The sequence below is a fragment of the Bradyrhizobium sp. genome (assembly GCF_022844465.1).
GTDB lineage: Bacteria > Pseudomonadota > Alphaproteobacteria > Rhizobiales > Xanthobacteraceae > Bradyrhizobium.
Genome location: NZ_JALHLP010000027.1, coordinates 18,267 through 40,627, shown reverse-complemented (window position 1 = coordinate 40,627; position 22,361 = coordinate 18,267). Strand labels below are relative to the sequence as shown.

23 protein-coding genes, 1 tRNA gene and 2 pseudogenes are annotated in these 22,361 nt (G+C 62.0%); 11 read left to right on the top strand and 15 right to left on the bottom strand.

What is annotated here, in order from left to right; translation table 11 throughout:
* Window positions 1–302: pseudogene (locus Q0D31_RS23515) on the bottom strand (flagellar protein); the annotation flags it as partial.
* 359 nt (window positions 303–661) lie between these two features.
* On the opposite strand from Q0D31_RS23515, the gene Q0D31_RS23510 reads away from it, so the two are divergent.
* Window positions 662–919, top strand: a complete 258-nt coding sequence (locus Q0D31_RS23510) for a hypothetical protein (RefSeq protein ID WP_291856607.1) — start codon at window positions 662–664, stop codon at window positions 917–919.
* A 14-nt stretch (window positions 920–933) separates the two neighbouring features.
* Here the strand turns inward: Q0D31_RS23510 and Q0D31_RS23505 are convergent, their stop codons facing one another.
* From Q0D31_RS23505 to Q0D31_RS23480, 6 genes are all read right to left on the bottom strand, one after another.
* Window positions 934–1,461 carry a helix-turn-helix transcriptional regulator gene (locus Q0D31_RS23505; protein ID WP_291856605.1) on the bottom strand — a complete coding sequence of 176 codons (528 nt, stop codon included), beginning with the start codon at window positions 1,459–1,461 and terminating at the stop codon, window positions 934–936.
* Between the two features lie 371 nt (window positions 1,462–1,832).
* Window positions 1,833–2,039 (bottom strand): hypothetical protein, encoded by a 207-nt coding sequence (locus Q0D31_RS23500; RefSeq protein ID WP_291856603.1) that lies wholly within the window; start codon window positions 2,037–2,039, stop codon window positions 1,833–1,835.
* Window positions 2,040–2,128: 89 nt separating this feature from the next.
* Window positions 2,129–3,133 (bottom strand): glycoside hydrolase family 3 N-terminal domain-containing protein, encoded by a 1,005-nt coding sequence (locus tag Q0D31_RS23495; RefSeq protein ID WP_291856601.1) that lies wholly within the window; start codon window positions 3,131–3,133, stop codon window positions 2,129–2,131.
* 67 nt (window positions 3,134–3,200) lie between these two features.
* Window positions 3,201–4,496 (bottom strand): glycoside hydrolase family 130 protein, encoded by a 1,296-nt coding sequence (locus tag Q0D31_RS23490; protein ID WP_291856599.1) that lies wholly within the window; start codon window positions 4,494–4,496, stop codon window positions 3,201–3,203.
* Between the two features lie 29 nt (window positions 4,497–4,525).
* Window positions 4,526–6,808, bottom strand: a complete 2,283-nt coding sequence (locus Q0D31_RS23485; RefSeq protein WP_291856597.1) for a glycosyltransferase family 4 protein — start codon at window positions 6,806–6,808, stop codon at window positions 4,526–4,528.
* Window positions 6,805–7,749 (bottom strand): class I mannose-6-phosphate isomerase, encoded by a 945-nt coding sequence (locus Q0D31_RS23480; RefSeq protein ID WP_291856595.1) that lies wholly within the window; start codon window positions 7,747–7,749, stop codon window positions 6,805–6,807. Before Q0D31_RS23480 ends, Q0D31_RS23485 begins: the two co-directional genes overlap by 4 nt.
* A 504-nt stretch (window positions 7,750–8,253) precedes the next feature.
* Between Q0D31_RS23480 and Q0D31_RS23475 the strand changes: the two genes are divergently transcribed.
* Window positions 8,254–9,612 carry a Gfo/Idh/MocA family oxidoreductase gene (locus Q0D31_RS23475; RefSeq protein ID WP_291856592.1) on the top strand — a complete coding sequence of 453 codons (1,359 nt, stop codon included), beginning with the start codon at window positions 8,254–8,256 and terminating at the stop codon, window positions 9,610–9,612.
* Between the two features lie 455 nt (window positions 9,613–10,067).
* A complete protein-coding gene (locus Q0D31_RS23470; protein ID WP_291856590.1) occupies window positions 10,068–10,679 on the top strand; it encodes a cell envelope biogenesis protein TolA in 612 nt (203 codons plus the stop codon).
* Window positions 10,680–10,816: 137 nt separating this feature from the next.
* On the opposite strand, the gene Q0D31_RS23465 is transcribed toward Q0D31_RS23470, so the two are convergent.
* Window positions 10,817–11,317 carry a DUF892 family protein gene (locus tag Q0D31_RS23465; protein ID WP_291856588.1) on the bottom strand — a complete coding sequence of 167 codons (501 nt, stop codon included), beginning with the start codon at window positions 11,315–11,317 and terminating at the stop codon, window positions 10,817–10,819.
* 143 nt (window positions 11,318–11,460) lie between these two features.
* Window positions 11,461–12,378 (bottom strand): alpha/beta hydrolase, encoded by a 918-nt coding sequence (locus Q0D31_RS23460; protein WP_291856611.1) that lies wholly within the window; start codon window positions 12,376–12,378, stop codon window positions 11,461–11,463.
* A 300-nt stretch (window positions 12,379–12,678) separates the two neighbouring features.
* Here Q0D31_RS23460 and Q0D31_RS23455 point away from each other — a divergent pair.
* Window positions 12,679–12,909: pseudogene (locus Q0D31_RS23455) on the top strand (flagellar biosynthesis protein FlgA); the annotation flags it as partial.
* Window positions 12,910–12,981: 72 nt separating this feature from the next.
* On the opposite strand, the gene Q0D31_RS23450 reads toward Q0D31_RS23455, so the two are convergent.
* The 3 genes from Q0D31_RS23450 to Q0D31_RS23440 form a co-directional block, all read right to left on the bottom strand.
* On the bottom strand, window positions 12,982–13,146 hold the full coding sequence (locus Q0D31_RS23450; RefSeq protein WP_291856586.1) for a DUF3309 family protein: 165 nt from the start codon (window positions 13,144–13,146) through the stop codon (window positions 12,982–12,984).
* A gap of 221 nt (window positions 13,147–13,367) precedes the next feature.
* Window positions 13,368–13,514, bottom strand: coding sequence for a hypothetical protein (locus Q0D31_RS23445; RefSeq protein WP_291856584.1), 147 nt, complete (start codon window positions 13,512–13,514; stop codon window positions 13,368–13,370).
* A 631-nt stretch (window positions 13,515–14,145) separates the two neighbouring features.
* Window positions 14,146–14,448, bottom strand: a complete 303-nt coding sequence (locus Q0D31_RS23440) for a hypothetical protein (protein WP_291856581.1) — start codon at window positions 14,446–14,448, stop codon at window positions 14,146–14,148.
* A gap of 331 nt (window positions 14,449–14,779) precedes the next feature.
* Between Q0D31_RS23440 and Q0D31_RS23435 the strand changes: the two genes are divergently transcribed.
* Both Q0D31_RS23435 and Q0D31_RS23430 read left to right on the top strand, forming a co-directional pair.
* The gene (locus Q0D31_RS23435) at window positions 14,780–15,352 is read left to right on the top strand and encodes an ABC transporter substrate-binding protein (RefSeq protein WP_291856579.1); all 573 of its coding nucleotides are present in this window, start codon (window positions 14,780–14,782) and stop codon (window positions 15,350–15,352) included.
* Window positions 15,353–15,564: 212 nt separating this feature from the next.
* Window positions 15,565–16,026, top strand: a complete 462-nt coding sequence (locus Q0D31_RS23430) for an isoprenylcysteine carboxylmethyltransferase family protein (RefSeq protein WP_291856577.1) — start codon at window positions 15,565–15,567, stop codon at window positions 16,024–16,026.
* A 40-nt stretch (window positions 16,027–16,066) separates the two neighbouring features.
* Here Q0D31_RS23430 and Q0D31_RS23425 read toward each other — a convergent pair.
* A tRNA-Ser gene (locus Q0D31_RS23425) sits at window positions 16,067–16,156 on the bottom strand.
* Between the two features lie 124 nt (window positions 16,157–16,280).
* Between Q0D31_RS23425 and Q0D31_RS23420 the strand changes: the two genes are divergently transcribed.
* Window positions 16,281–17,144 (top strand): alpha/beta hydrolase, encoded by an 864-nt coding sequence (locus Q0D31_RS23420; RefSeq protein ID WP_291856609.1) that lies wholly within the window; start codon window positions 16,281–16,283, stop codon window positions 17,142–17,144.
* 268 nt (window positions 17,145–17,412) lie between these two features.
* Here Q0D31_RS23420 and Q0D31_RS23415 read toward each other — a convergent pair whose 3' ends face one another.
* Entirely contained in the window at window positions 17,413–18,534 is a 1,122-nt protein-coding gene (locus tag Q0D31_RS23415; RefSeq protein WP_291856575.1) for an ROK family protein, read from the bottom strand.
* 378 nt (window positions 18,535–18,912) lie between these two features.
* Here Q0D31_RS23415 and rplU point away from each other — a divergent pair, with 378 nt between their 5' ends.
* From rplU to Q0D31_RS23400, 3 genes are all read left to right on the top strand, one after another.
* Window positions 18,913–19,434, top strand: coding sequence for a 50S ribosomal protein L21 (rplU, locus tag Q0D31_RS23410; protein ID WP_291856573.1), 522 nt, complete (start codon window positions 18,913–18,915; stop codon window positions 19,432–19,434).
* A 92-nt stretch (window positions 19,435–19,526) separates the two neighbouring features.
* Window positions 19,527–19,796, top strand: coding sequence for a 50S ribosomal protein L27 (rpmA, locus tag Q0D31_RS23405; RefSeq protein WP_291856571.1), 270 nt, complete (start codon window positions 19,527–19,529; stop codon window positions 19,794–19,796).
* Between the two features lie 161 nt (window positions 19,797–19,957).
* Entirely contained in the window at window positions 19,958–20,554 is a 597-nt protein-coding gene (locus tag Q0D31_RS23400) for a GNAT family N-acetyltransferase (RefSeq protein WP_291856569.1), read from the top strand.
* 60 nt (window positions 20,555–20,614) lie between these two features.
* Here the strand turns inward: Q0D31_RS23400 and Q0D31_RS23395 are convergent, their stop codons facing one another.
* Window positions 20,615–21,529 carry a DMT family transporter gene (locus Q0D31_RS23395; protein WP_291856567.1) on the bottom strand — a complete coding sequence of 305 codons (915 nt, stop codon included), beginning with the start codon at window positions 21,527–21,529 and terminating at the stop codon, window positions 20,615–20,617.
* A 271-nt stretch (window positions 21,530–21,800) separates the two neighbouring features.
* Here Q0D31_RS23395 and Q0D31_RS23390 point away from each other — a divergent pair, with 271 nt between their 5' ends.
* Window positions 21,801–22,280, top strand: coding sequence for a MaoC family dehydratase (locus Q0D31_RS23390; RefSeq protein WP_291856565.1), 480 nt, complete (start codon window positions 21,801–21,803; stop codon window positions 22,278–22,280).
* The last annotated feature ends 81 nt before the right edge of the window (window positions 22,281–22,361 follow it).

Here is a 22,361-nt window from a genome sequence, read left to right as displayed (position 1 = left end):
GTCTGCAGCGCCTGGTTGGCGATCGATTTGGCGGTATCGACCAGCTTCTGCAGCGAGGTGATGCCGGTGTTGGCGGCCTGCAGCACCTGCACGCCGTTGCCGATGCCGTCGAGGAGGTTATTGATATCACCGGCGCGCGCGTCGAGCAGCTGCGCGGTGAAGAAGTTGGTGGGGTTGTCGAGGGCGGTGTTGACCTTCTTGCCGGTGGCAAGGCGGTTCTGCGTGGTCGCGAGCAGATCGGCGGTCGACTGCAGCGAGAGAAGGTTCTGGCGAACCGACGAGGAGAGAACAATACCTGACATGACTGATTACCCTTCTGGATGAACGCGATTGACGCAACGCCGCAGCTTCATAGGCGACGCTGCCACACTGGCGGCTCAGCACTACCCGTTCGTTAACGCGCCACGCTGCAGGCCTATGCAACGGCGAGAAAACCCCATCGCCTTCTTTTATGGTAAACAATGTATGATCAGGCCGGCCCTGACTTAACGCGCCGTTCAGGAAGCGCCGAGCGTTGTCGCGCTGAAGCTTTGCCGCGCTGAAGATGATGTCGACGCGCGCATCATGCGCCGCGGCACGCAACCGTACTTCTACGGCTTCAGATTTTCACCGACGGATAAGGTTGATGAATGATAACGACACCGGCCAGGGGAGCACGCTCATGTTCACGTTTGAAACACGCGATCAAAAGGAAGTGCGGCGGTTGCGCATCGCCCAGTTCAACGGCAGGACCGCGACGGTGCGTTCATCCGGCGCTGTGGTCACCGGCCACGTTCGATCGATCGCGCCGAGCAAGTCCGGCGGCCCGGCGGCGTGGACCATCACCATCATTGTGAAGCAGCCGAAGGCGCCGACACTCCTGCGGCCCGCGCCGCGCATTCGCGCTTTGGTGGAAGATTGCCGCGAAGCGGCGGAATAGACGGCCGCCCCAGTTCAGGCGGACTGCAGCAGCGCCTTGCGAACGAGATCGGCGGTGTTGCGGGCGCCCAGCTTGCGCATCGCCTCGGCGCGATGGCTCTCGAACGTCCTTGGGCTGATGTTCATCCGTAATCCGCCCTGCTTGTTGGTGTAGCCTTCGCTGATCAGGCTCAACACCTCGCGCTCTCGCCTGGTCAGCGGCTTCTGGCCGGACGCTGGCGCGAACGTCGCGCCGCGCGGGCGTTCGCCGCCCCTGCTGCCGACCAGCCGCTCCCTCGCCTGCGCGAAGTCGGACGCCGCAGTCGGATCATTGCCCGACATCTGCCTGACCAGGGCGTAGACGTGTTCGGTCTGCTCAAGCGCATTGTCCACGACCTGCTGCAGGTAGAGGCGACCGTCCTGCGGGTGGGGCAACTGGTGGCTGTGCCGCTTGATCTCGTTGATATAGAGCAGCAGCGCGGTGACAGGCCCATTGAGTTGGCTGGCTAACGCCGCTCCGGCCTCGTCCGCTGCCTGGATGCGCGCGACAGGAGGCTCGGCCACCTCGAGAGCGTCTTCGCCAGGCGCGATTCGTTCGGCCCGTTTTGGGGCCTGCGAATCAACGGGTTGACGGGCCTGTTCCGACATGGGCGGAACTTATCGGTTGCGGTATCGCGGATGGTTAACTTCGCAGCCGGTAAGAATACGGGGCAAACCCGGCTTGACCGCGCGAAGGCTGCGAAATCATCGAAAAGATCACATTATCGCGCGGAAATTCACTGGTCGCGACCAATGCCGGGGTCGGGGTGGGATTTGGCGGCCGATATCTCCCGTAGTTTTGCGGGGATCGCATTTACCTTCCGGGATCGCCGCCGCCTGCATTTCTCGCGACCTTCAGGCATCAGGCACGCCGCCACGGCCCGGACGCATCAGGATCAGCCGAGCCTGGAAATCTGCTCTTCGGTTACGACCCGCTCGACATTCTCGGACTTGCTCTTGATGCGATAGCGCGGCCGGCCGTCGGCCTCGATCGGCAGGCACGAGACGATGGTATAGATGCTGCGTTCCTTCACCGTGGCGCGGCCCTGCGGACCCTGCTGCTGATGATGAACGTCGTCATTGATCGCATAATTGTGGGCCATCGCCGGTCTTTCCGCTGAAAAAAGGCTTGTAGTCTCAAAGGCCTCGCAAGGCAACAGATCGTTGGCCGGGAATCGCATGGTTCCATCGATCAGGCCGTCAGGAGCGCCTTTCGGCTGCCGATCCGCACGATCGAATTCGCTACCGCCGAACCGGACAGGGCCCCCTCGCGCAGACCGTCTGCGACGCATTCGGCGATCCCGGCCATTTCCTGCTCCTGATCGAACAGGTTGTTACCGATGCAAAGCATGTCGATGCCGGCCTTGAGCGATCGCAGGCAGGCTTCTCTTGTGCCGAGCGCCTTCTGCAAGCCCTGCATCTGCATGTCGTCGGTGATCAACAGCGTATCGGGAAGGCGCCGACGCAGCCGGCCAAGCCCCGCCGCCGACAAGGTCATCGGCTGATCCCCGCCCCATTGCCGGACGATAGCGTGGCTGACCAGCACCGCATCGCCGAACATTTTCGGCGCCAGCGAGTAGAACAACTCCTCCTGCTCGGGCGCCAGCGCATCGGAAATGTCCATGAACGCCTGGTGGGAATCCACCCGCGCCCCGCCGATGCCGGGAAAATGCTTCAGGCAGAGCCCGATGCGCTCAGCCCGCGCGACCTCGCTTGCCAGCAACGCATTGGCTTCCACCTCGGCGATGTCGGCCGAGTAGGATCGTTTGATGCCGCCGATGTTGGGATTGTCGGGGTTGTAATTGACGTCAATCACGGGCGTGAAATCATAATGAATGCCAAGCTGCCGCATCTCGGCGAAACTCGCGGTGAGGATGGCGCGCTTCTGACCCAGCGCGAGGTGGTTGAACTCCTTCGCGCTCGGTAGCGGCGCAAAGCCGCGGTCCTCCTTCAGCCGCCGCACCAGGCCGCCTTCCTGATCGATGAACACCATCGGCCCCGAGGGCAGCGCGGCAATCTCCGCGCAGAGGCGCCGCATTTGGTCGGGGGATTCAATGTTGTTGTCGTATTGCAGCGTCCGACAGGAATAATCGAACAGGATCACGCCGCCGAGCCCGTAGCGGCCGGCGAATTCCCGCAGCCACGCCGGAACTGTCTTGCCGAAGAAGCCGAGGATGAAGAGTTCGCCGATGGGCATGGGGGTGTTTCCGTCGCTCGGTCCTCACGCACACGATGCTAACACGAAATCGCTTTCTCGCGGACCATCAGGACATCGCCTGCATCAGGGCCGCGATCTTGATGGTCGCAAAGTTGGAATAGGTGTCGGATACGGCGTAGGGCAAGATGATCTGGTCATTGTGCCGTATCGCCCCGCAGGTATAGACAACGTTGGGAACATAGCCTTCGCGCTCGGACGCCTCGGGATGCAGCAATGGCTCGACCGAGCGCGCCAGCACCTTCGATGGATCGGTCTTGTCCAGCAGGGCCGCGCCGATCGAGTATTTTCGGAGCGGACCCACGCCGTGCGTGAGCAGCAGCCAGCCCTCGTCAAGCTCGATCGGTGAACCGCAGTTTCCGATCTGCACGAACTCCCAGGGGAATTGCGGCTTCAAAACCGCCTGACCGCCGTCCCACTGGTGCAGGTCCTCCGAATAGATCAGATAAAGGTTCTCATTGTCTTGGCGCGCGATCATGGCGTACTTGCCGTCGATCTTGCGCGGGAACAGTGCCATGCCCTTGTTGAGGGCAGCCGTCCCCCGCAGCGGCGTCATTCGAAATGACAGGAAGTCGCGGGTCTCGATCAACTCGGATCGGATCGCCTTGCCGCTGTAGGCGGTATAGGTGGCGTAGTAGGTCTTGCGGCCGCCATCACTGAACTCGACGAAGCGAGCGTCCTCGATGCCGTTCGACTGGGAATCCGTAACTGGAAAGATGACGCGCTCGCTGAGTTCTTCGTCCGCATTGAAAGTCAACTCGATATCGTCGCCATCTGGCCTGGGTACACGCAGTTTGATCCGCGGGCTGGAGGCGAGGCGGGCCGTCGGATCGACGGACAAGCTGCCGTCGGCTGCGACCGTGCCGGCACGAAACGTCAGCGACGATACATGCCCTTCGCCGACCGCACGCAGGCTGAGAACGAAGCGCAAGCCGCCCTTCGGCGCGTCCGACTGATCGGGATGCGGCACAATGCTGGGATTGAACAGCGCCGAGGCCTCGAACGAGTATTCGTTCAGAAAATAGGCGCCGATCAACTGGCGCTGCACGCTGGAGAACGTACCGTGAGCCGCCAGCGCCTGTTCCATGACATCAGCGCGCGCCTCGAAGGTTTCCAGCAGGTTTCGGTGCCGGTCCTCAAAGTTTTCCAGCACCTCTGTCAGCAGTTGAGCTGCGACCTTGGGATCCAGTGCCAGAACACGTTCAACGATGTGATTGGCGCGTGTCTTGTCGGTCGGGTTCAGATCGCGCGGTTCAGTCGTCGGCTTGAAGGGCCGCACGATCACCCGCGCTGGGTCGGGACGCAGATAGAGCGCCTGCCGGTGAAGGAAAGTGGCTTTTGACACGGTATCCTCGGTTCTCTGGGGAATTTGACTCAGACGCCAACGGCGCGAAGCGCCATTGGCGGTGTCACGCCGACATCGACACGCGCAAGCTGACGAATATCCGCAAGACCGAGCAGATAGGACACCACCGACTCGCCGCCACGGTTTTCGTTGGCGCGGTCGGGATGCAGTCCATCCCGGCAACTGCCGGTCTCGGGATCGACGAGCGCGATCGCCAGATCGTTGCGCCCGAGGAACCAGGCAAAGACGTTGGTTGCGATCGCCTTCCATTCGGCATCGCCATCCGCGCGCCATGCGGTCAGGCAGGCGGCGATGGTTGCCGCCGCCTCCACCGGCTGCTGGTCGAACGCGCGCGGCGGCTGACGCAATTCGCCGAAACCGGCGCTGCCGATGGGACGGAAATGTCCTGACGGAGCCGTTTGTTGCGTCATCAGCCAGCGCAGCGAGCGCAAACCGGCAGCGAGGTACGCGGGTGTTTGCGTCGCCATGCCTGTCAGCATCAGGGCTTGCGGCATTCGCGCATTGTCATAGGCGAGGCCTTCCTCGAACCACGACCATTCCGGCGTCTCGACCGCCGCCAGGCTGGACATCAGGCTGTCGGCAAGGGTGCGCCGAAAATCGCGGGCGCGCGCATCGTCGGCGGCAACGGCGCAATAGCCGTCCAGACCCAGCAACGTGAAAGCCAAAGCGCGCGGCGAACTAAACGTTTCGACGGCTGGAAGCGCCTCCGCAAACAAGGCAGTGGCCCATCGTCGCCGCGAAGGGCTTGCATCCCTGCGCGCGCACTCGCCCAGCGCCCACAGCGTTCGCCCATGACTGTCCTCGGAGCCAGTGTCTTCAAGCCAGGTCCGGTTGAATCCCATGAAGTTGCGAAATCGTCGCGTGTCGGGATTCCACGCATGCTGCACGAAGGCAGCAAAACGGGCCGTCAGAACCTCTGACAGGCGTTTTTCACCGGGATTGTTGAGGGCGCATGCCAGCAGCAGGGCGCGGGCGTTGTCGTCCACGCAATAGCCGTGCGCGCGATCGGGCACCGAATGCACCGCATGCTGGAACAGGCCGGTATCGTCGCACATGGAGAGGAAGTGGCTCAGTTGCATGTCGGACGCCGCAGGGCTGTGCGCGATCGCGACCGGTCCGGTACGCGCGATCACCTTGAGCCAGTCGCCCTGGCGCGCTTTTTCGAAAGTGGTCAGGTAACGCTCGGCCGCGCGCTCCCATGTCATCGATCGGCTGGTTGCGTAGGCGCGCACGCGCATTGCCTGCCGGCGTGGGGCGTCCGTGAGCAGTTGCGCAATCTCCCTGCCGATCGCGGCGGCATTGCCGAACGGCACGATGACGCCACGGCCGTCATCGAGCAGCTCCAGCGCGTGCCAGTACGGCGTGGAAACCACCGGCTTGCCCAATCCAAAGCTGTAGGCCAGGGTGCCCGACGTCATCTGCGCTTCATTGAGATAAGGCGTGACGTAGACGTCGCACATCGAAATGAACTCCAGCAACGTCGCCTGATCGACGAACTGGTCGAGGAATATGACGTGGTCCTCTACCCCAAGCTCGCGGACGCGCGTCACCAGACTCTCGCGATAGGCCTCGCCCTGATCGCGCACCAGATTTGGATGGGTCGCGCCCAGCACGACGTAGACCGCGTCCGCGCGCCGTTGCAGGATCGCCGGCATGGCATCGATCATGACCTCGATGCCCTTGCTGGGGGACAATAGTCCGAACGTCAGAATGACGGAACGGTCGCTGAATCCGAGCTTGGCCTTTGCCGCGTCGGGCTCCACCAGCGGGAAGTCGGGAATGCCGTGGGCAATGACCTCGATCTTGTCGTTCGACAGGCGATACACGCTGCGCAGCATCTCGTGTCCCTTGTTGGCCATCACGATGACCTTCGAAGAGGCTTCGACAATGCGTTCCATCACCGCGCGCTGGGCCGCGGTCGGCTTGGCCAGCACCGTATGAAGCGTCGTGACGACGGGCATGCTGAGGCGTGAAAGCAGCTCGAGAATGTGGGCGCCGGCCTCCCCGCCGAAAATTCCGAATTCATGTTGCAGACACACGACGTCGAACCGGCCGGCGTTCAGGAATGCCGCCGCACGCACATAGTCCTCGATGGTGTCGTCCCTGATCTGCAAGGCGACCGAGCCAGGATAGTCATAGGCCTGCCCGCGGTCGTTCATGGCGACAATGCTGACCTCCAGATCCGGTCGGGAATTCGAAATCGCCCGGTGGAGATCGGTTGTAAAGGTCGCGATGCCGCAGCGGCGAGGCAGCGAATTGCCGATGATGGCGATGCGGCGAAGCGGCGTCATGCTCGCCCCCCGATCTGGCCTGCAGGTCGCGCCATGGAGGCAGCGTCTGGGTGCGCAGGCTCGGCCGGCGCCGCGCCCGTTCTCTGCAACAGCGAAACGGCCGGTCTGGTGGCGGGATACGCGATCAGTGCGCTCAATCCGTCGCTGCCAACCTCGATGCTGGTGCGACCGCCGCCGATGAAAATCGCTTGTCCGATCGACGCCGCGCTCGCCCCGATGGCGGCCCGGCCGTCGAGGACAAGGAGCCATGTCTCGGGTTCGGCAAGCAGCGCCCAGCTTGACCCCTCAGGCAACGCCAGGCGCTCGAGAACAAAATGCCGGCTCGCGACCAGAATCGTTCTGTTTGCGGTATTCGCGGCAAACGGCGTCGGAATACCTGAACTTCGAAGCGGCCATGTGTGGGCGACGGCGACCCCGTTGTCTTCGTGTAATTCGCGCGCCCGGCCGTGGTCGAACAGGCGGAATGTCGCGTCGCTGTGCTGCTGAATTTCGGCGAGCACGATGCCGGCGCCGATGGCGTGGATGGTGCCGGCCGGAATGTAGATGACGTCGTCTTTGGCAACAGCTCGCCACTGGACGAGTTCGGAGATCGAGCCGTTCTGGATCGATGCACGCAATTGCTGCGGCGTTACCGGATGTTTCAATCCGGCGCCGATTTGCGAATCGGGTTGGGCTGCGAGGATATACCAAGCCTCGCTCTTCCCGTTCGGCATCCCCAGCGCGCGCGCGAACGTGTCGTCCGGATGAACCTGGATCGACAAAGGCTGGCTGGTGAACAGGAGTTTGAGGAGCAAGGCTGGGGTCGGCGCCGTGCTGTCGGCGCGTTCGAACCAAAGCTCGCCCACGGCGTCACTGGACCCGTCAACCTGGCTCCAGGGCTTTAGATCGCCGAGTCCCCACGGCTTGTGAACGACCCGTATGGCGGCATGTTCGGTAGGCATGGGAAGTCCTGACCCGTTGCGCGCGCATCAAGGCGATGCGCCGCTGGCCGAAATCGTTCTGCAGAATGTCGTTTGGCTGATGTGTTGCGGTTCCGGCAAGTTGCGAGGAACCGAGGCATCGACTAGGTAGATGGGGATCCAGGCTCCCGAAAACAACCCGGTGTCCACCACAAGAAGCGATCCAGGTTCGATTCGGCGGCACGGAATCGATGGCCGCCATGCCTCGTTACCCGAGGCGTGGTTCGCCTGAACGACCGACACGAAGGAGCGCTGTACGCCGGCGCCATTCAGCCTATACTGGAGGCAGATTGACTTTCCAGCGCGCCCCAGCGGGATGCCCAGCAGACAGGCGCATATTCAGCTTGGCTAATGCATCTCTCCACCGCTCTGAATGGAGCTCGATAGGTCACGTGAACCAGGGTCGCCGGCATTAGGCGTTCGCAACAGGCGTCGCCGCAGCACCACAGTCGCCGCACGACGGCGAATCCGGGAAAGGAAACACCGATGAATCTCTCCGCCTTGCTGGCGCAGCGCGCCGCAAAAGGCCGCCCGGTCCGCGTCGGCTTGATCGGCGCCGGCAAGTTCGGCTCGATGGTCCTGGCCCAGGCGCAATGGCTCAAGGGCTATCAAATCGTCGGCGTCGCCGACCTCGACGCATCCAAGGCGCGCGCCGCGCTGGCCCGGGTCGGCTGGCCGCAAGAGCGCTATGCCGCGTCCAGCCTCGGCGAAGCGGTGAGGGCCGGCACAACCTGCATCGTCAGCGACGCCGCCGCACTCTGTTCGTTCGAAGACGTCGATTGCATCATCGAGGCGACCGGCCACCCGATCGCCGGCGTGCGCCACGCGCTGGCGGCGATCGAGGCCGGCAAGCATGTGGTGATGGTCAACGTCGAGGCCGACGTGCTGTGCGGCCCGCTGCTTGCGGAAAAAGCCCGCGCCAAGGGCCTGGTCTACTCGATGGCGTATGGCGACCAGCCGGCGATCATCTGCGAACTGGTCGACTGGGTGCATGCCTGCGGCTACGAGCTGACCGCCGCCGGCAAGGGGATGAACTTCGAGCCGCGCTATCGCTATTCGACCCCCGACACGGTGTGGGGCTTCTTCGGCTGGAGCGAGGAAGAGGTCGCCAAGGGCGATTTCAACCCGAAAATGTACAACTCATTCACCGACGGCACCAAGGCGGCGATCGAAATGGCCGCGGTCGCCAACGGCACCGGGCTCGACTGCCCCGACGACGGCCTCGCGTTTCCGCCGGCAGGCCTGCAGGATCTCGCGCGCGTGTTCCGCCCGGCCGCCGATGGCGGGCGCCTTGCGCGCCGTGGTCTTGTGGACATCGCGGCGAGCCAGGAGCCGGACGGACGCGAGGTGTTCAACAACATCCGCTACGGCGTCTTCGTGACGTTCAAGGCCAACAACGAATATACCCGGGCGTGCTTCCACCAGTACGGGCTGTTGACCGATCCGTCCGGCTGGTACGCGTCGATGTGGCGCCCGTTCCACATGATCGGACTGGAAACCTCGGTCTCGGTTCTGTCGGCAGTATTGCGCGGCGAAGCCACCGGCTCGCCAAAAGAATTCCGCGGCGACGCCGTCGCCACCGCCAAGCGCGATCTCAAGGCCGGCGAAATGCTCGACGGCGAGGGCGGCTTTTGCGTGTGGGCCAACGCGATCCCGGCCAGCAAGAGCCTGTCGGTTGGCGGCTTGCCGATCGGGCTGGCCCACAACGTCCGCCTGATCCGCGACGTCACGCGCGACCACATCGTCACTTTCGCCGACGTCGAGATCAAGTCCGACCTCGATGTGCTGGCGTTGCGGAAAGAGATGGAGAAGAAAGCCGCGATGCAATCGGCCGGCGCGCGCTGAAGCTCGTCGAGATCGCGGATAGGAAGCGGCGTCGGGCGCCTTGCTGAGATGGCGGCTGTTCAGGAAGGGCCCGATACCGGCGCAAGTTAAGGAAGGGGAGGAATTGAATAGCGGCTAGATGGCTTCCCACTGTTCAACCGGAGCACGCCCTTGTAACTGGTCATCATATCGGTCGGATTGATGGTTGTGGCGGCGTCTGCCTGGGAAGGCGTGAGCACCGCGTGCGACCAAGTCAACAACACCATCACGACGATTGCAAAGGCACCCATTGAAAGGACTAGTTTGCGCATTGTAGGCCCCGTTGGTTGTCAATTCGATGCGGCAATGGTGTGCGCACCGTGTTTCGCGAGTGTGTTGTCGCAAGCCAAGGATGGTTTCGTCGCAGGGTTATTCGGTTTCGTGGCAGGCCGTGCGAGATTCGCCAGGGCGTCAGCGGACGGTACGGACGATTTCGCATGGCGAGAAAATTAAAGACTTACCAGACTGCGCTGGGATTCTTCGATCTGGCGATTGCCGCGCCATCGATGAAAGCAGCTCTGCAAGCATGGGGCGCTGACAGCAATCTCTTCCATCAAGGCGCGGCAAAGGAAAGCGACGATGCGGACGTCATTGCCGCGACCATGGCAAAGCCGGGCGTCGTTCTCAAGCGCCCCGTCGGCTCCGATGGCGCTTTCGGCGAGCATGCCGAACTGCCCACCCACCTGGGCGACGACGAACGACCGACGAAAGCCGCCCGCAACTCCAAAGCCGCCAAGCGGAAGAAACCGTCCGACAAGGCGGCGGAACGAGCGGCCGCGCGCGCTTTCGAAAGGCAGCAGAACCGACGCGAGCGGGAGCGCGCGGACGAAGAGGCCGCCAGGCGCAAGGCGGGTGAACGCCGACAGCACGCTATCGACAGGATTGAGGCGGCGCTGGCGGCGGCCACGCAGAAACATGCGAGAAAGGCTGCGGCGCTTCAAGCTGAAGTAAAGGCCATCGCAAAACGGGCGCGGGCTGAAGATATGCGATGGATCAAGGAGAGGGAGCTACTGGAAGCTGCGTTGCGCCGAGCGTCAGCGGCTAGCTGAGCTGCGTGTGTTTCAGGTAACGAACTTGCTGTCCACCCTGACCGGCTCATGCAGCAAATGGGTAGGTCGCAAAAAACAAGAGCCACAAATCAAATGCCCCGCTCTCACGGGGCATTCGGATCTCTGGGATCGCAGTCTTACGCCGCCTGAGCCTGCTGATTGATTGCGGTCTTGGCAATCTCCGTCAGGGCCTCGTCAGTCGCCTCTTCTTCCTCAAGGGTTTCTTCCAGCAGGGAGACAGCATCATCGAGACCCAGCTCTTCGGCCCACGCGATCAGGGTTCCGTAACGGGCAATTTCGTAGTGCTCGACCGCCTGTGCGGCACCGAGGAGGCCGGCGTCCAGCGCTGGGGACCCTTTGTATTCTTCCATAATTTCCGCACCCTCGTCCGTGATGCCGACGATAGCAGCGCAGGTCTTGCCCTGGGGCTTCTTCTCGATAACAGCAAATACCTGCTCGAGGCGATCAATCTGTCCCTGGGTCTCGGCGTGATGTTTCTCGAATGCAGCCTTGAGTTCCTCGCTTTGAGCGGCCTTCTGCATCTTGGGCAGCGTCGATAGAATTTTTTTCTCGGCGAAGTAGATATCCTTCAGCGTATCATGAAACAGCTCTTCGAGCTTCTTCGGTTCCTTGGCCATAACATCATCCTTTGTGGTGAGCCGACGCTCCACTGGAGGTGAAGCTGACGCTCTAACGGACGGCCCGATAACTCGTTCCTGCAATGGCGGGGAACACTCTCACGGTCAAACTTCAGCTGGATACGACCGGCCGGCCATAGGTGTCAGCTCCGCTGCTGAAGCTCCGCGGCCGCTTCGTTGATCACATCCATAATGGGCATCGTTGCCGATTGATGCACCATATGGCCGGCGCCGGGAACCCGGCGCAATTTACTGTTCTTCAATTCCTGATGAAGTCGAGCCGATTGCTCGTCGATATCAATCAGCCGGTCATCCTCACCGGCGACGATGACGACAGGCAATGCAAGTTCACCGTAAGAAGGGGATGCAGAAAACGCTGCGGGGATCATCAGCATGGCTTCGGCGGCAGCGGCCCGAATCTGGGATGGCCGAACAGCCATCTCCTTCGGGAACCCTTGGAACTTTGCTGGTACCGGCCGCGGCCCAAACATTTTTGCGAGATTGGCTGACCACATCAACCGAGACAGCAGCGGCGCCAGCGAGTAAGCGAGCAAATCTCCGATGACCGGTATGGCCGGTCCGGATTGCGCGACCACGTCCGCACGGACGGTTGGGAAGTAGTACCCTGACGCCAGCACGAGCGATTGCACGAGAGATGGATGCCGCCTTGCGAGCGCGAGTGCGACCAAAGTGCCCCACGAATGACCCAAGACGACGGCCTGATGGACTTGAAGCCGGGTGAGAGCCTTCACGAACAAATCGGCCTGAGCCTCGGGGCTCCAAACCACTCTTCGCGGCCGCGAACTGTGACCAAACCCCGGTCGATCGAACGCGATAACCCTGAAGTTCCTGGCGGCGAGATCAATCAAGCCGGCCGATTCAAAATCCTGGATCATGCTTCCGTTGCCATGAAGCAAGACAAGCGGTGGACCGCTTCCCCGCTCGACATAATGAAGACGAACGCCGTCGATGTCCAAAAAACGACCCTGCGGCGGATTATCGCGCTCTGCCTTCCTGGACAATCGCCAATTGACGAAAGAGATCACTGCGAGAACGCCGATGGCGGATGCAACCGCCGTGCCGACCGGATGGCTTGACGTCAGCGAATTGCGATTGTCCCTTACGGGCAGCGCACGCGCGTTTGAAGTATTCACGAGAGAGTCCTTTCCTTGGCGGCTGCATTTGGATCACGGCCAAGTAACGCCACCGCGAGCGTCGCCTCTGCCGCGAGAATCTAAGCGCATGGCGGGTCTCGATGATAATGAGAACGCATGCGCCGTTGGTGGTCACGGCATGCAGGCGCAACAGGCCCGGGATGCCATTGTTCCTGTGATCCGGAATAGTGATCGCTTCGCGCTGCCGACGGCGAGGGCGGCTTTTGCGTGTGGGCCAACGCGATCCCGGCCAAAAAAAGCCTGTCGGTCGGCGGCTTGCCGATCGGGCTCGCCCACAACGTCCGCCTGATCCGCGACGTCGCGCGCGACCACATCGTCACTTTTGCCGACGTCGAGATCAAGTCCGACCTCGACGTGCTGGCGTTGCGGAAAGAGATGGAGAAGAAGGCCGCGGCGCAATCGGCGGGCGCGCGCTGACGGTCGTCGTCAGCGGCGGGAGCGGGCCGAGCGATCGGCAAATCTAGCTTCCGAACTCGTCACACTGGCAGTTCAAATCCGACCCATAAGTAGCATGACGACCAGGATGATCAGGATGACACCGATGACACCGACGCCCCCGTGACCGAAGCCGTAGCCGTAGCCGCCGAAGCGGCCACTGAAGCCACCAAGCAGGAAGATGACGAGGATAATGATGAGTATAAGTCCGAGCGACATGCCTGACTCCTTTGGACGGACCCAATGAATATTGGGTTTCTTAGAGCCTTTTCCGTTTCGATTGAATCGAAACGGGGCTCTAGATTCTTGATTTGACGCGTTTTCTTGACGCGAACCGGTTTCCACTTCGCTGGAAAACGCTTTAGTAGTCCGATTGCAAAACCTGAACCTTGATGTTTCCGCTGTCACCTGTCGTTGGGGTCACCGAGAACAATGCCAGACTACTTCTTTTCGATTGAAATGCCACGCTCGCCGATACTGATCTCGACGCCAGTGGTTTTCTGCCGCTGCTGGTAGAATTGATAACTGAGTACCGCGACGACAGCGGCAAGCGAGCCGATGATGAGGTAAAGAATGTTGCGATTCATTGTCCAAAGACCCCTATTTGTGTGATTTTCCTTTATGCGGTCGAATGCCCGATAGTGAAGGCGGCGTTTCGACCAAATTCGGCACGGCTACAGCCAACTGATCCCTGCCAGCGGCAGTACCCGTTGAAGGATCGCTGCTAGACAGATCAGAACCACAAGCAGTTTGAGAAGGTTGGCGAGGCGGGCTTCATTAACAAACTTGTCAATCGCCCAAAAACAAATTGCACCCACGATGCAAATTATCAAAACCCCGATCAAGGCTGAAAGCATAGTATCCCCCTGTGCTGGTGCGGTGACGACCCTCGCCACCTAGGATGATAGAAAGATTGGCTTGGCTCAGTGCCCGCCTGCTACAGAGATCGCCTGACCAGTGAGCCAGATCAATGATGTCGAAGCGCGAAACCGCACCCGCACCATGATCGGATGGTCAGCAGCGGTCAAGCCGTTGCAGCCGGCGCAGAGGCGGGTATGCCGAGCAGCGGCACGACATGCAGCGGGGCAATTGCATGCCCAGAATGTCAGATGTGCTCGACTATGAGTATCTGTTGATGCCACCAAGCGATCGCCTCGTTAATCAATTCACGGGGGTCGCGCCCAGCAAAGTGCCCGTGGTTCATTTGATAGGAATAAGCTACTTCTGATAGGAATAAGCTACTTCAGGCCGTGCTTCGGTCAGCAAAATCGGCTCAGATTTTTGACCAGCAGCCAGCCCTCGATCTCGCACTCCGACTATTACTACCGTAGCCGATTGTCCTGCTCGGATTTCGCTTTCTTTAAGGACTAGATTTCGCTCTTTTTCGGTGAACTCCCAGAATATTGTGGGCTCAGGTTTGCTGGCCTTTATGCTGATCCACCATTTCTTCGCGTTGCTTGCCAGCCTGGAAGATGAGACAGCATCTGTCTTGTCCAATACATGGCCGACGCTGCGCAGCAAAGCGATGCACCCCGCTGAATTGGGCTTCCCAAGCCACGCCTACCGGGCTTTCCCACAGTCTCTCCCGGAAATATTCGCAACGCACGACAACTTCCCGCATGGCCTGAGCGCGTACTGTAGTCGCATTCACTTTGTGGTGCCTCGGTGACCGACAATTAATCCTAGTGGCATTGCGGCGGCCCGCAAGTGCCGCTGTCATGAACGCCATGGGATCGAGATCGCGAGAGGTCATCTGGGGCGGTCATATCAAAGGCGCGGAGATACACGCCCGGATTGCCCGGGAAGAAGCGAACCGCGCCGCGTGCGAAGCTGATCGCGCTTAGGTCCATGCTTGGTCACTGCCTATGGAAGGCTAGCCGAGCTTGGCCGCAAGCGCCTGTCCCTGTTGCGCGAGCTATTGCCGAAACCGGGCCTGATTGCCTTCGCCGTCGATCCGAAAAACGGCGCGACGCCGTTCCAGGTCAAGGATGTGCAAGAGGCAGCGCAGGCTGTCGGTCAACCGCTGCTGATCGCCGAGGCCGGCACCGAGGATCAGGTCGACAAGATGTTTGCGATGATCGCGGAACGTAACGTCGCCGCGATTCTCTTTGGCGCGTCACAATATTTTCAAGTGATCGCCGATCGACTGGTGGCGCTCGCGGCGCGTTACCGTATTCCCGCCCTTTATGAATGGCGCGAATTCGTCACCAGCGGCGGTCTGATGAGTTATAGTACGGATCGTGCCGACGCGGCGCGGCTCGCCGGAACGTATGCCGGGCGCATTCTCAAGGGCGAGAAGCCGGCTGACATGCCGGCGACCCAATCGACGCGTTTCGAACTGGTCATCAACCTCAGGACCGCCAAGGCGATCGGCCTGGAGTTTCCACCGGCGCTGATGGCCATTGCCGACGAGATGATCGACTAAGGCGCGCCATGCTGGCGCAGGATGCGCGACGCGGTCCTCCACGAATTGCGAAGCGCCTCTATTGATCGGGTCACCTTTGGGTTGTCACCTTGGGGGCCGTCCTTGTACACATTGGACGAACTCCACGCTCAAATCCGCCTCGACGATGCTTCCATTTGAGCAACGCGGCCGGCTCGTTGCGGGCGTGTCGATGGCACGGGTAATTTGGCATCATGCGCTGGCTCGAGAACCGGATTCCGCCGCCCCTCCTCCTCGGTCTTGCCGTGGGCCTGCAATGGGCCGGGGCACGGGCGATCGAGAGCCTCACGCTCGGGTTGCCGTGGCGGCTTGCCGTGTCAGGCCTGCTCGGCGCCATCGGCATCGCCGCGATGGCCTGGGGCGTTCTTGAATTCCGCCGCGCACGGACAACCGTCGATCCGCTGCACCCGGAGAAGGTTTCCGCCCTGGTGAAGACAGGCATCTACCGGCTCACGCGCAACCCGATGTATTCAGGCATGGCCCTCGTTCTGTTCGGATCGGCGGCTCTCTTCGATAATCTGGTGGCGTTCGTGGTCGTGCTCGCCTTTGGTCTCTTCATCGACCGCTTCCAGATCGTGCCGGAGGAACGCGTCCTGCGCGCGCGCTTCGGAAATGAGTTCGAGGACTACAGGCGCCGGGTCCGGCGCTGGATCTGATCGCGGCAGATCAGGGGCGCTGTCTGGACAATTTGAAGACTGGCGGAGAGGGAGGGATTCGAACCCCCGATAGGCTTGCACCTATGCCGCATTTCGAGTGCGGTGCATTCGACCACTCTGCCACCTCTCCAGGCGCCATGACGGGTCGGATTCGGCCCGCGGTCGGGCCGAGTTCTAGGCGAGGAAGGCGGGGCAGACAAGGCGCGGGGCCAAGAAATCCGATGGCCGCGCAGGGAGGCAAGATGGAGGAAAAAATGCAGCATTTGACGGTTCGGGCCAATGGCGCGGCGTTGCACGTGGCCCGCATCGGCACAGGGCGGCCGCTGCTGTTGCTGCATGGCTGGCCCGAATTCTGGCTGACCTGGGAGCCGGTGATGACGCGACTCGCCGATCGCTTCACGCTCTATGCTCCCGACCTGCGCGGCTTCGGCGACAGCGACAAGCCCGAGGGGCTGTTCGGCCCCGACCAGCAGGCCGCCGACATGCTGGCGCTGGTGGACGCGCTTGGTCTCGCGCAGGCCGGCATCGTCGGCCATGACGTCGGCGGCGCCTTGATGCAGCCGCTGGCGCGACTGGCGCCGGAACGCATCGCCGGGCTGTTTTTCTTCGATTTCGTCTACCCCGGGATCGGGCCGCGGATGGCGGCGCCGGAGCGCCTCAATCACATCTGGTATCAATCCTTTCACCAGATGGAGATGGCGCCGGCCCTGGTCGGCGCCAGCCGCGAAAGCTGCCGGCTTTACATCGGGCATTTCCTGAAAACCTGGTCGCATCGCAGCCACGTCTTTGACGACGATCTCGAGGCTTTCACCGACAACTTCCTCAAGGCCGGAAATCTCGCCGGCGGCTTCGCGCATTACCGCGCGGCCCATGCCGGCCGGGTCAGGATGATGCAGGGCGAAGCCCCGGCGCCGCCGCCGATCGACGTTCCGACCTGCGTTCGCTGGGCCGAGCACGATCCGCTGTTTCCCTATCAATGGACCGATCGGCTCGGCGAGACCTTTACAAATCTCGATCTCGCGATGTTTCCGGACGTCGGCCACTTTCCCCATCGCGAGGACCCTGACCGCGCCGCGGCCGAGATCGCGGCGTTCTTTGCGCGCATCGGCTGGCGCTGAGCGGCGTTGCTGTTCAGGATGAAGGGTGGGACCGCCAGACGCGACAAAAAACTGGCGGTCCCGTGTCGCTGCTTTGAAAAACTGGCCCGGGAAGTGCGGCTTCGCCGGCCAGCCGGAGCGACGAAACAACGGTAGCCAGGCCGATGGAAACGGCAACGCGATCCCGCCCTTAACCTAACCGGTCAACCTTACCGCGCGACCGCGCGGGAACTCGCGAGGCGCGGCCCCGGCGCGAAGCGCTCGCGCGAAAGCAAGTTGGACGACCACGCTATTCGCGGGCCTTTTTCGCCTTCTTGCCCTCCTTGACCTCCTTGCCGGTCTCTTTGCCATTCTTCTTGTGGCGGTTGGTCAAGCGCGCGTTACCGAGGCCGGTGCCGATGGTCAGAACGCCCCAGTGGTCGACGTCCTGCATAAAGGGAACCTCGGAAAGTCCCTGCACGACGCCGTCATTATGCATCAGCACAGCCGTATCGTGATTGCCGATCTTGGGGATCGCCTCCACCAGACTTGCCGGCAGGTTGAACTTGCTGCTCTCCCAGTTGCCGGGCAGGTTCTGCGCACCCTTTTCAATCGAGCCGTCGGCATTGATCACGCCCGGACACGCGATGCCGATGAAGGGCGCGAGTTTAAGCCCTTCGTTCTCCGCCTCGGTGATAAGTCCCTTCAGCATCTTCACCAGCCGCTTCACCGCGCCTTCGCGAGTCGGCTCATCATCGGCGTGCTTCCACAATTCGGACTTCCATACGTCGGCCTTCGACAGATCCGGCGCCTTCTTCCAGCCCGTCTCCACAACACCGCATCTAATATTGGTGCCGCCGATATCGACCGCGAGGATGCTGTCATGGGCCTCGAAGATCCATGACGGCGCCAGGTGCAGCGCGCCGATCAGGCCGGCGTCATCGGGGTGAAAGCGGATCGGCACCAGGTCGACGTCGAAATCCTCCGCCTTGAGGAGGAGGCTGGTGCGGGCGATCGCAATCTCGCCGACCCTGCTCTGCCGGAAGCCGCCGCCGACGACGATACGCTCGGTATCTCCCCATGCCTTGGTCTTCAGAAAGCGCCGCGTCACATAGGCCAGTTCCTGCACGAATTCCTCGATCGCGCCATGGACCAGCGCCGCGGCGCCGACGTCTTCGCCTATCAACGCTGCGTCGAGTTCACCCTTGGCGATCTCGCCGGTAGAGCGTTTGCCGAGCGGATCGTCGCCATTCTTCTTCAACGGCTTGCGCAACTCGTCCAGGATCTTGCGAAATGCGCTCCTGCTGGCGCGGTCGCCCAGGAAGCCGTCCTCGTCCTTCAGTTCGATATTGAAACTGTCGATCTCGACCGACGGCAGGCGGGTGGATCCGTGGTGCGCGATGCCCGTGCTGGTCGCGATGTCGTCTGCCATTTGCCCCTGCCCTGTTGATTTTCGTCCAGACAACGGGCGGGGAACCCTTTTGTTTCATGGATCGAGCGGGGCGGGAGGCAGCCAACAAGGGAGGTCGGCTCATTCCCCGATCCGATCCGGTGCTGGCCTCCCGAGCTCGGAATCCTTCATTATGGCTGGTTTTCGACTGCCTTTTCCTTGACTCGTGGCGTTCGGCGGCTATAAGTCCCCGCATCCGGCGCGGGATTTCTCGCGCCGCTTGTTTTTGCGCGATTTTGAGGGGTTCGCTCCCGACCCGCGCGAAAATCGTACCCATACCGACTGACCAAAAAGCCGACCCGGACCTGATCCTTTTGGGGATGCTGCCGAGGACGGGATCGAACACGAAGGAATAAAACGATGTTCGCAGTCATCAAAACCGGCGGCCGGCAGTACCGCGTCGTTCCGGATGATGTGCTCGAGATAGGCAAGATCGCCGGCGAAGTCGGCGCCATCGTGCAGCTGGGTGAAGTGCTGGTGGTCGGCGGTGACACGCCGGTGCTGGGCACGCCGACGGTGGCCGGCGCCACCGTTGCGGCCGAGGTGCTGCAGCACAAGCGCGGGCCGAAGGTGATCGCCTTCAAGAAGCGTCGCCGCAAGAATTCGCGCCGCAAGCGCGGTTATCGCGACGAGATCACGGTGCTTCGCGTTACCGAGATCCTGACCGACAACAAGCAGCCTTCGATCGGCCCGCGGCCGAAGCGGGAGAAGGTTGTTGTCGCGCCCGAAGCCGAGGGCGACGAGGCGCCGAAAGCCGCCAAGAAGAAGGTGCCCGCCAAGAAAACTGCCAAGAAGGCCGCGGCCAAGCCCGCCGCCAGGAAAGCCCCGGCCCGGAAAGCGCCTGCCAAGAAAGCCGCCGCGAAGGGCAAGAGCAAGAAGTGATCGGCTTCGATCAAAAGTTGAAGCGTGACAAGATTTGAAATGATTCCGTCATGGAATTGATCTAGAGAACCTAACGAAGTCGGAGACGGGCCATGGCTCACAAAAAAGCAGGCGGTTCATCGCGGAATGGACGTGATTCAGCGGGCAAGCGCCTTGGAATCAAGGCGTTTGGCGGCGAGCACGTGATTCCCGGCAACATTATCGCGCGTCAACGCGGCACCACCTGGCATCCCGGTCATAATGTCGGCATGGGCACCGATCATACTCTGTTTGCCAAGGTCGAAGGTCATGTCGAATTTCGCGCAAAAGCCAATGGTCGCACATTCGTATCGGTAGTTCCGATGACGGAGGCGGCCGAATAGACGGTGGATTGATTTGAGTCCGCCGGGTCCTGTTGAACCGGCGGAGTCGAAAAGGGCTCCAAGGGGAGGCGGGAAACCGGCCTCCCTTTTTTATTTTCTTGATTTTTCGCGTGTGCCGTCAGGACCCGCGCGGTGATCAAAAATCTGCCAAGGAGCCCTCAATGTTGCAGGATATTCAGAGCCCGACCCTGCGCGAGGCAAACAGCTGCATTCTCCAAACCGAACGGCTGACCCTGCGCCAACCGACGCTTGCGGACGTCACGGCGATCTCGCGCCTTGCCGACGACCGCCGCATTGCCGAGAACACCCGTCGCCTGCCGCATCCCTATTCGCAGGACCACGCCACCGAGTTCGTGCGCGCCCTCGCCGACGACCGGCGCGAGACGGTGTTTCTGATCGAACAAGATTATTCGCTGATCGGCATGGTCGGGATCGACTGGCGCGAGCCGGCTGCGCCGGAGCTCGGCTATTGGCTGGGCGTCGCGCACTGGGGTCAGGGCTTCGGCACCGAGGCCGCGCGCGCGACGATCGACTTCTTCTTCGAGGAGTTCGATGCCGAGCATCTGATCGCCGGCGCCCGCGTCGCCAACCCGGCGTCGCGCAACATCCTGGAGAAATGCGGCTTCCAGTGGAACGGCGTCGAGCTGCACCGCTTCGAGGCGCTGGGATCATCGACCCCGGTCGACCGCTTCCGCCTGTCGCGCAGCGTGTGGTCCTCGCTGAAGAACTGGAGCGCATCGACAAGGCGGGAGCGGTAGGCACGCGCGGCAACCGCGCTGTCGTGCCTGCGAAGGCCGGGAAGACAGACGGGCAAGTGGCTACGCCGGTGGGCTGACCACGGTTTCCTCGCGCCCGAGCTGATGTTCGCGCAGGAAGATATATAGACCGGCGCCGATGATGATGGCGGCGCCGACCAGGGTCGAAATCGACGGCACGTCGCCCCACACCACGAACCCGAAGATCACCGCCCAGACGATCATCGAATATTGATAGGGAACCACGACGCTCGCCGGCGCCAGTTTCAGCGAACGGTTGATGCAGAACAGCGCGGCCACCGAAACAGCGCCCGCCGCGGCGAACAGCGCCAGACTGCCGATCGTGGGCGTCACCCAGCCGATCGGCGACAGCAGCGCGCCGAGCAGAAACGTGCCGCCGAACTGCGTCGTCGTCAGCACGATATCCGGCGTGGCTCGCAACGAGCGCGTGATCAGCATCAAGAACGCAAACGACAGGCTGCCGCCGAGCGCGATCATCGCAGGCCAGCTCACGCTTTGCGTGGTGGGCCGCAGCGCGATCAGCACGCCGCAGAATCCGACCAGGATTGCGCTCCAGCGCCGCCAGCCGACCCGCTCGCCAAGCACGATGCCGGACAGCGCGGTCACGAAAATCGGCGCAGCCAGATAATAGGTGATGACGTCGGCCAGCGGCAGGTAGACGGTGGCGAGAAAGAAAGCGGCGACTTCCAGCGTCGAGAGCAGGACGCGAAGCATCTGCAGCCAGGGCCGCTCGATCCGGGAGAATTCGGCACGCTGCCGCCAGATCAGCGGCAGCAGCAGCAGCAGCGCCGCGCAGGCGCGCAGCCACATCAGCTGACCGACCGAATAGGTCGCGACCAGGAATTTTCCGAGCGCGTCGCCGAACGAAAACATGAAGATCGACAGCAGCATCAGCCCGATGCCGGCAAGTCGGGCGGAACGCTCGTCATAGCTGGAGATTTTGGCGAACAGGCTCATCGATCCCAGACATGTCCCGTCATGGCCGGACGCGGCCGTCACAAGGGCGGCGTCGCTCCCGCGCGCCGTCCCAATTCCGTCTTCCTTGTTGCTGCGAGGTTTAAAGACGCAGACGCCGGGGATGTCCATAGCGGTCCATCAAGGGGCCTGGGCATAAAATATCGAAAACAACCCCATGCAAAGGAGAACAAGGCCGGGATTGGCACCCCCGCGAAGCAATTGTCGCAGCCCGATCGCTGCGCTAACGCTATCCGCCACCGCAGGAAGCATCATGACCGATTTCGACCCCGCCCGGCACCGCATGGTCAGCGAACAGCGCTGGTTCGAGGACTTCACGCTCGGCGAGCGCTTCGTGATCCCGAGCCGGACCCAGACCTCGGCCGTATTCGCCGCGTTCCAGACCGCGAGCGGCGACACCCATCCGATCCATTACGACGTCGAATATTGCCGCGCCCGCGGCATGCCGGATTTGCTTGCGCACGGCTTCCAGACCCTGGTCCATACCGCGCCGGGCGCCGGGCTGTTCCCTTACCTGGTCGAGGAATCGCTGGTCGGCTTCCTCGAGCAATCGAGCCGGTTCCTAAAGCCGGTCTATGCCGGCGACACGCTCTATCCCGCGCTGGAGGTGACCGAGCTGACCCCGGGCCGCAGCACCGGCGTGGTCACGCTGCGCTCGACCGTGTTCAACCAGCGCAGGGAGCTGGTGCTGGAAGGGATGCAGAAGTTCCTGGTTCGAAGACGGCCGACCTAACCGCAAGAAGACCCGGAAATTAAGCCTTTTCGCCAATGTTTACGGGCCTTGAGGGTTGCCGCACGGGTCCCCCTGCCCTAC

Excerpts from the sequence above, each read along its gene's own strand:
- Q0D31_RS23510 (WP_291856607.1), top strand. The coding sequence starts at position 662 with ATGTTCACGTTTGAAACACGCGATCAAAAGGAAGTGCGGCGGTTGCGC.
- Q0D31_RS23500 (WP_291856603.1), bottom strand. The coding sequence starts at position 2,039 with ATGGCCCACAATTATGCGATCAATGACGACGTTCATCATCAGCAGCAG.
- Q0D31_RS23495 (WP_291856601.1), bottom strand. The coding sequence starts at position 3,133 with ATGCCCATCGGCGAACTCTTCATCCTCGGCTTCTTCGGCAAGACAGTT.
- Q0D31_RS23485 (WP_291856597.1), bottom strand. The coding sequence starts at position 6,808 with ATGACGCCGCTTCGCCGCATCGCCATCATCGGCAATTCGCTGCCTCGC.
- Q0D31_RS23480 (WP_291856595.1), bottom strand. The coding sequence starts at position 7,749 with ATGCCTACCGAACATGCCGCCATACGGGTCGTTCACAAGCCGTGGGGA.
- Q0D31_RS23475 (WP_291856592.1), top strand. The coding sequence starts at position 8,254 with ATGAATCTCTCCGCCTTGCTGGCGCAGCGCGCCGCAAAAGGCCGCCCG.
- Q0D31_RS23470 (WP_291856590.1), top strand. The coding sequence starts at position 10,068 with ATGGCGAGAAAATTAAAGACTTACCAGACTGCGCTGGGATTCTTCGAT.
- Q0D31_RS23465 (WP_291856588.1), bottom strand. The coding sequence starts at position 11,317 with ATGGCCAAGGAACCGAAGAAGCTCGAAGAGCTGTTTCATGATACGCTG.
- Q0D31_RS23450 (WP_291856586.1), bottom strand. The coding sequence starts at position 13,146 with ATGTCGCTCGGACTTATACTCATCATTATCCTCGTCATCTTCCTGCTT.
- Q0D31_RS23445 (WP_291856584.1), bottom strand. The coding sequence starts at position 13,514 with ATGAATCGCAACATTCTTTACCTCATCATCGGCTCGCTTGCCGCTGTC.
- Q0D31_RS23430 (WP_291856577.1), top strand. The coding sequence starts at position 15,565 with ATGCGCTGGCTCGAGAACCGGATTCCGCCGCCCCTCCTCCTCGGTCTT.
- Q0D31_RS23420 (WP_291856609.1), top strand. The coding sequence starts at position 16,281 with ATGCAGCATTTGACGGTTCGGGCCAATGGCGCGGCGTTGCACGTGGCC.
- Q0D31_RS23415 (WP_291856575.1), bottom strand. The coding sequence starts at position 18,534 with ATGGCAGACGACATCGCGACCAGCACGGGCATCGCGCACCACGGATCC.
- rplU (WP_291856573.1), top strand. The coding sequence starts at position 18,913 with ATGTTCGCAGTCATCAAAACCGGCGGCCGGCAGTACCGCGTCGTTCCG.
- rpmA (WP_291856571.1), top strand. The coding sequence starts at position 19,527 with ATGGCTCACAAAAAAGCAGGCGGTTCATCGCGGAATGGACGTGATTCA.
- Q0D31_RS23400 (WP_291856569.1), top strand. The coding sequence starts at position 19,958 with ATGTTGCAGGATATTCAGAGCCCGACCCTGCGCGAGGCAAACAGCTGC.
- Q0D31_RS23395 (WP_291856567.1), bottom strand. The coding sequence starts at position 21,529 with ATGAGCCTGTTCGCCAAAATCTCCAGCTATGACGAGCGTTCCGCCCGA.
- Q0D31_RS23390 (WP_291856565.1), top strand. The coding sequence starts at position 21,801 with ATGACCGATTTCGACCCCGCCCGGCACCGCATGGTCAGCGAACAGCGC.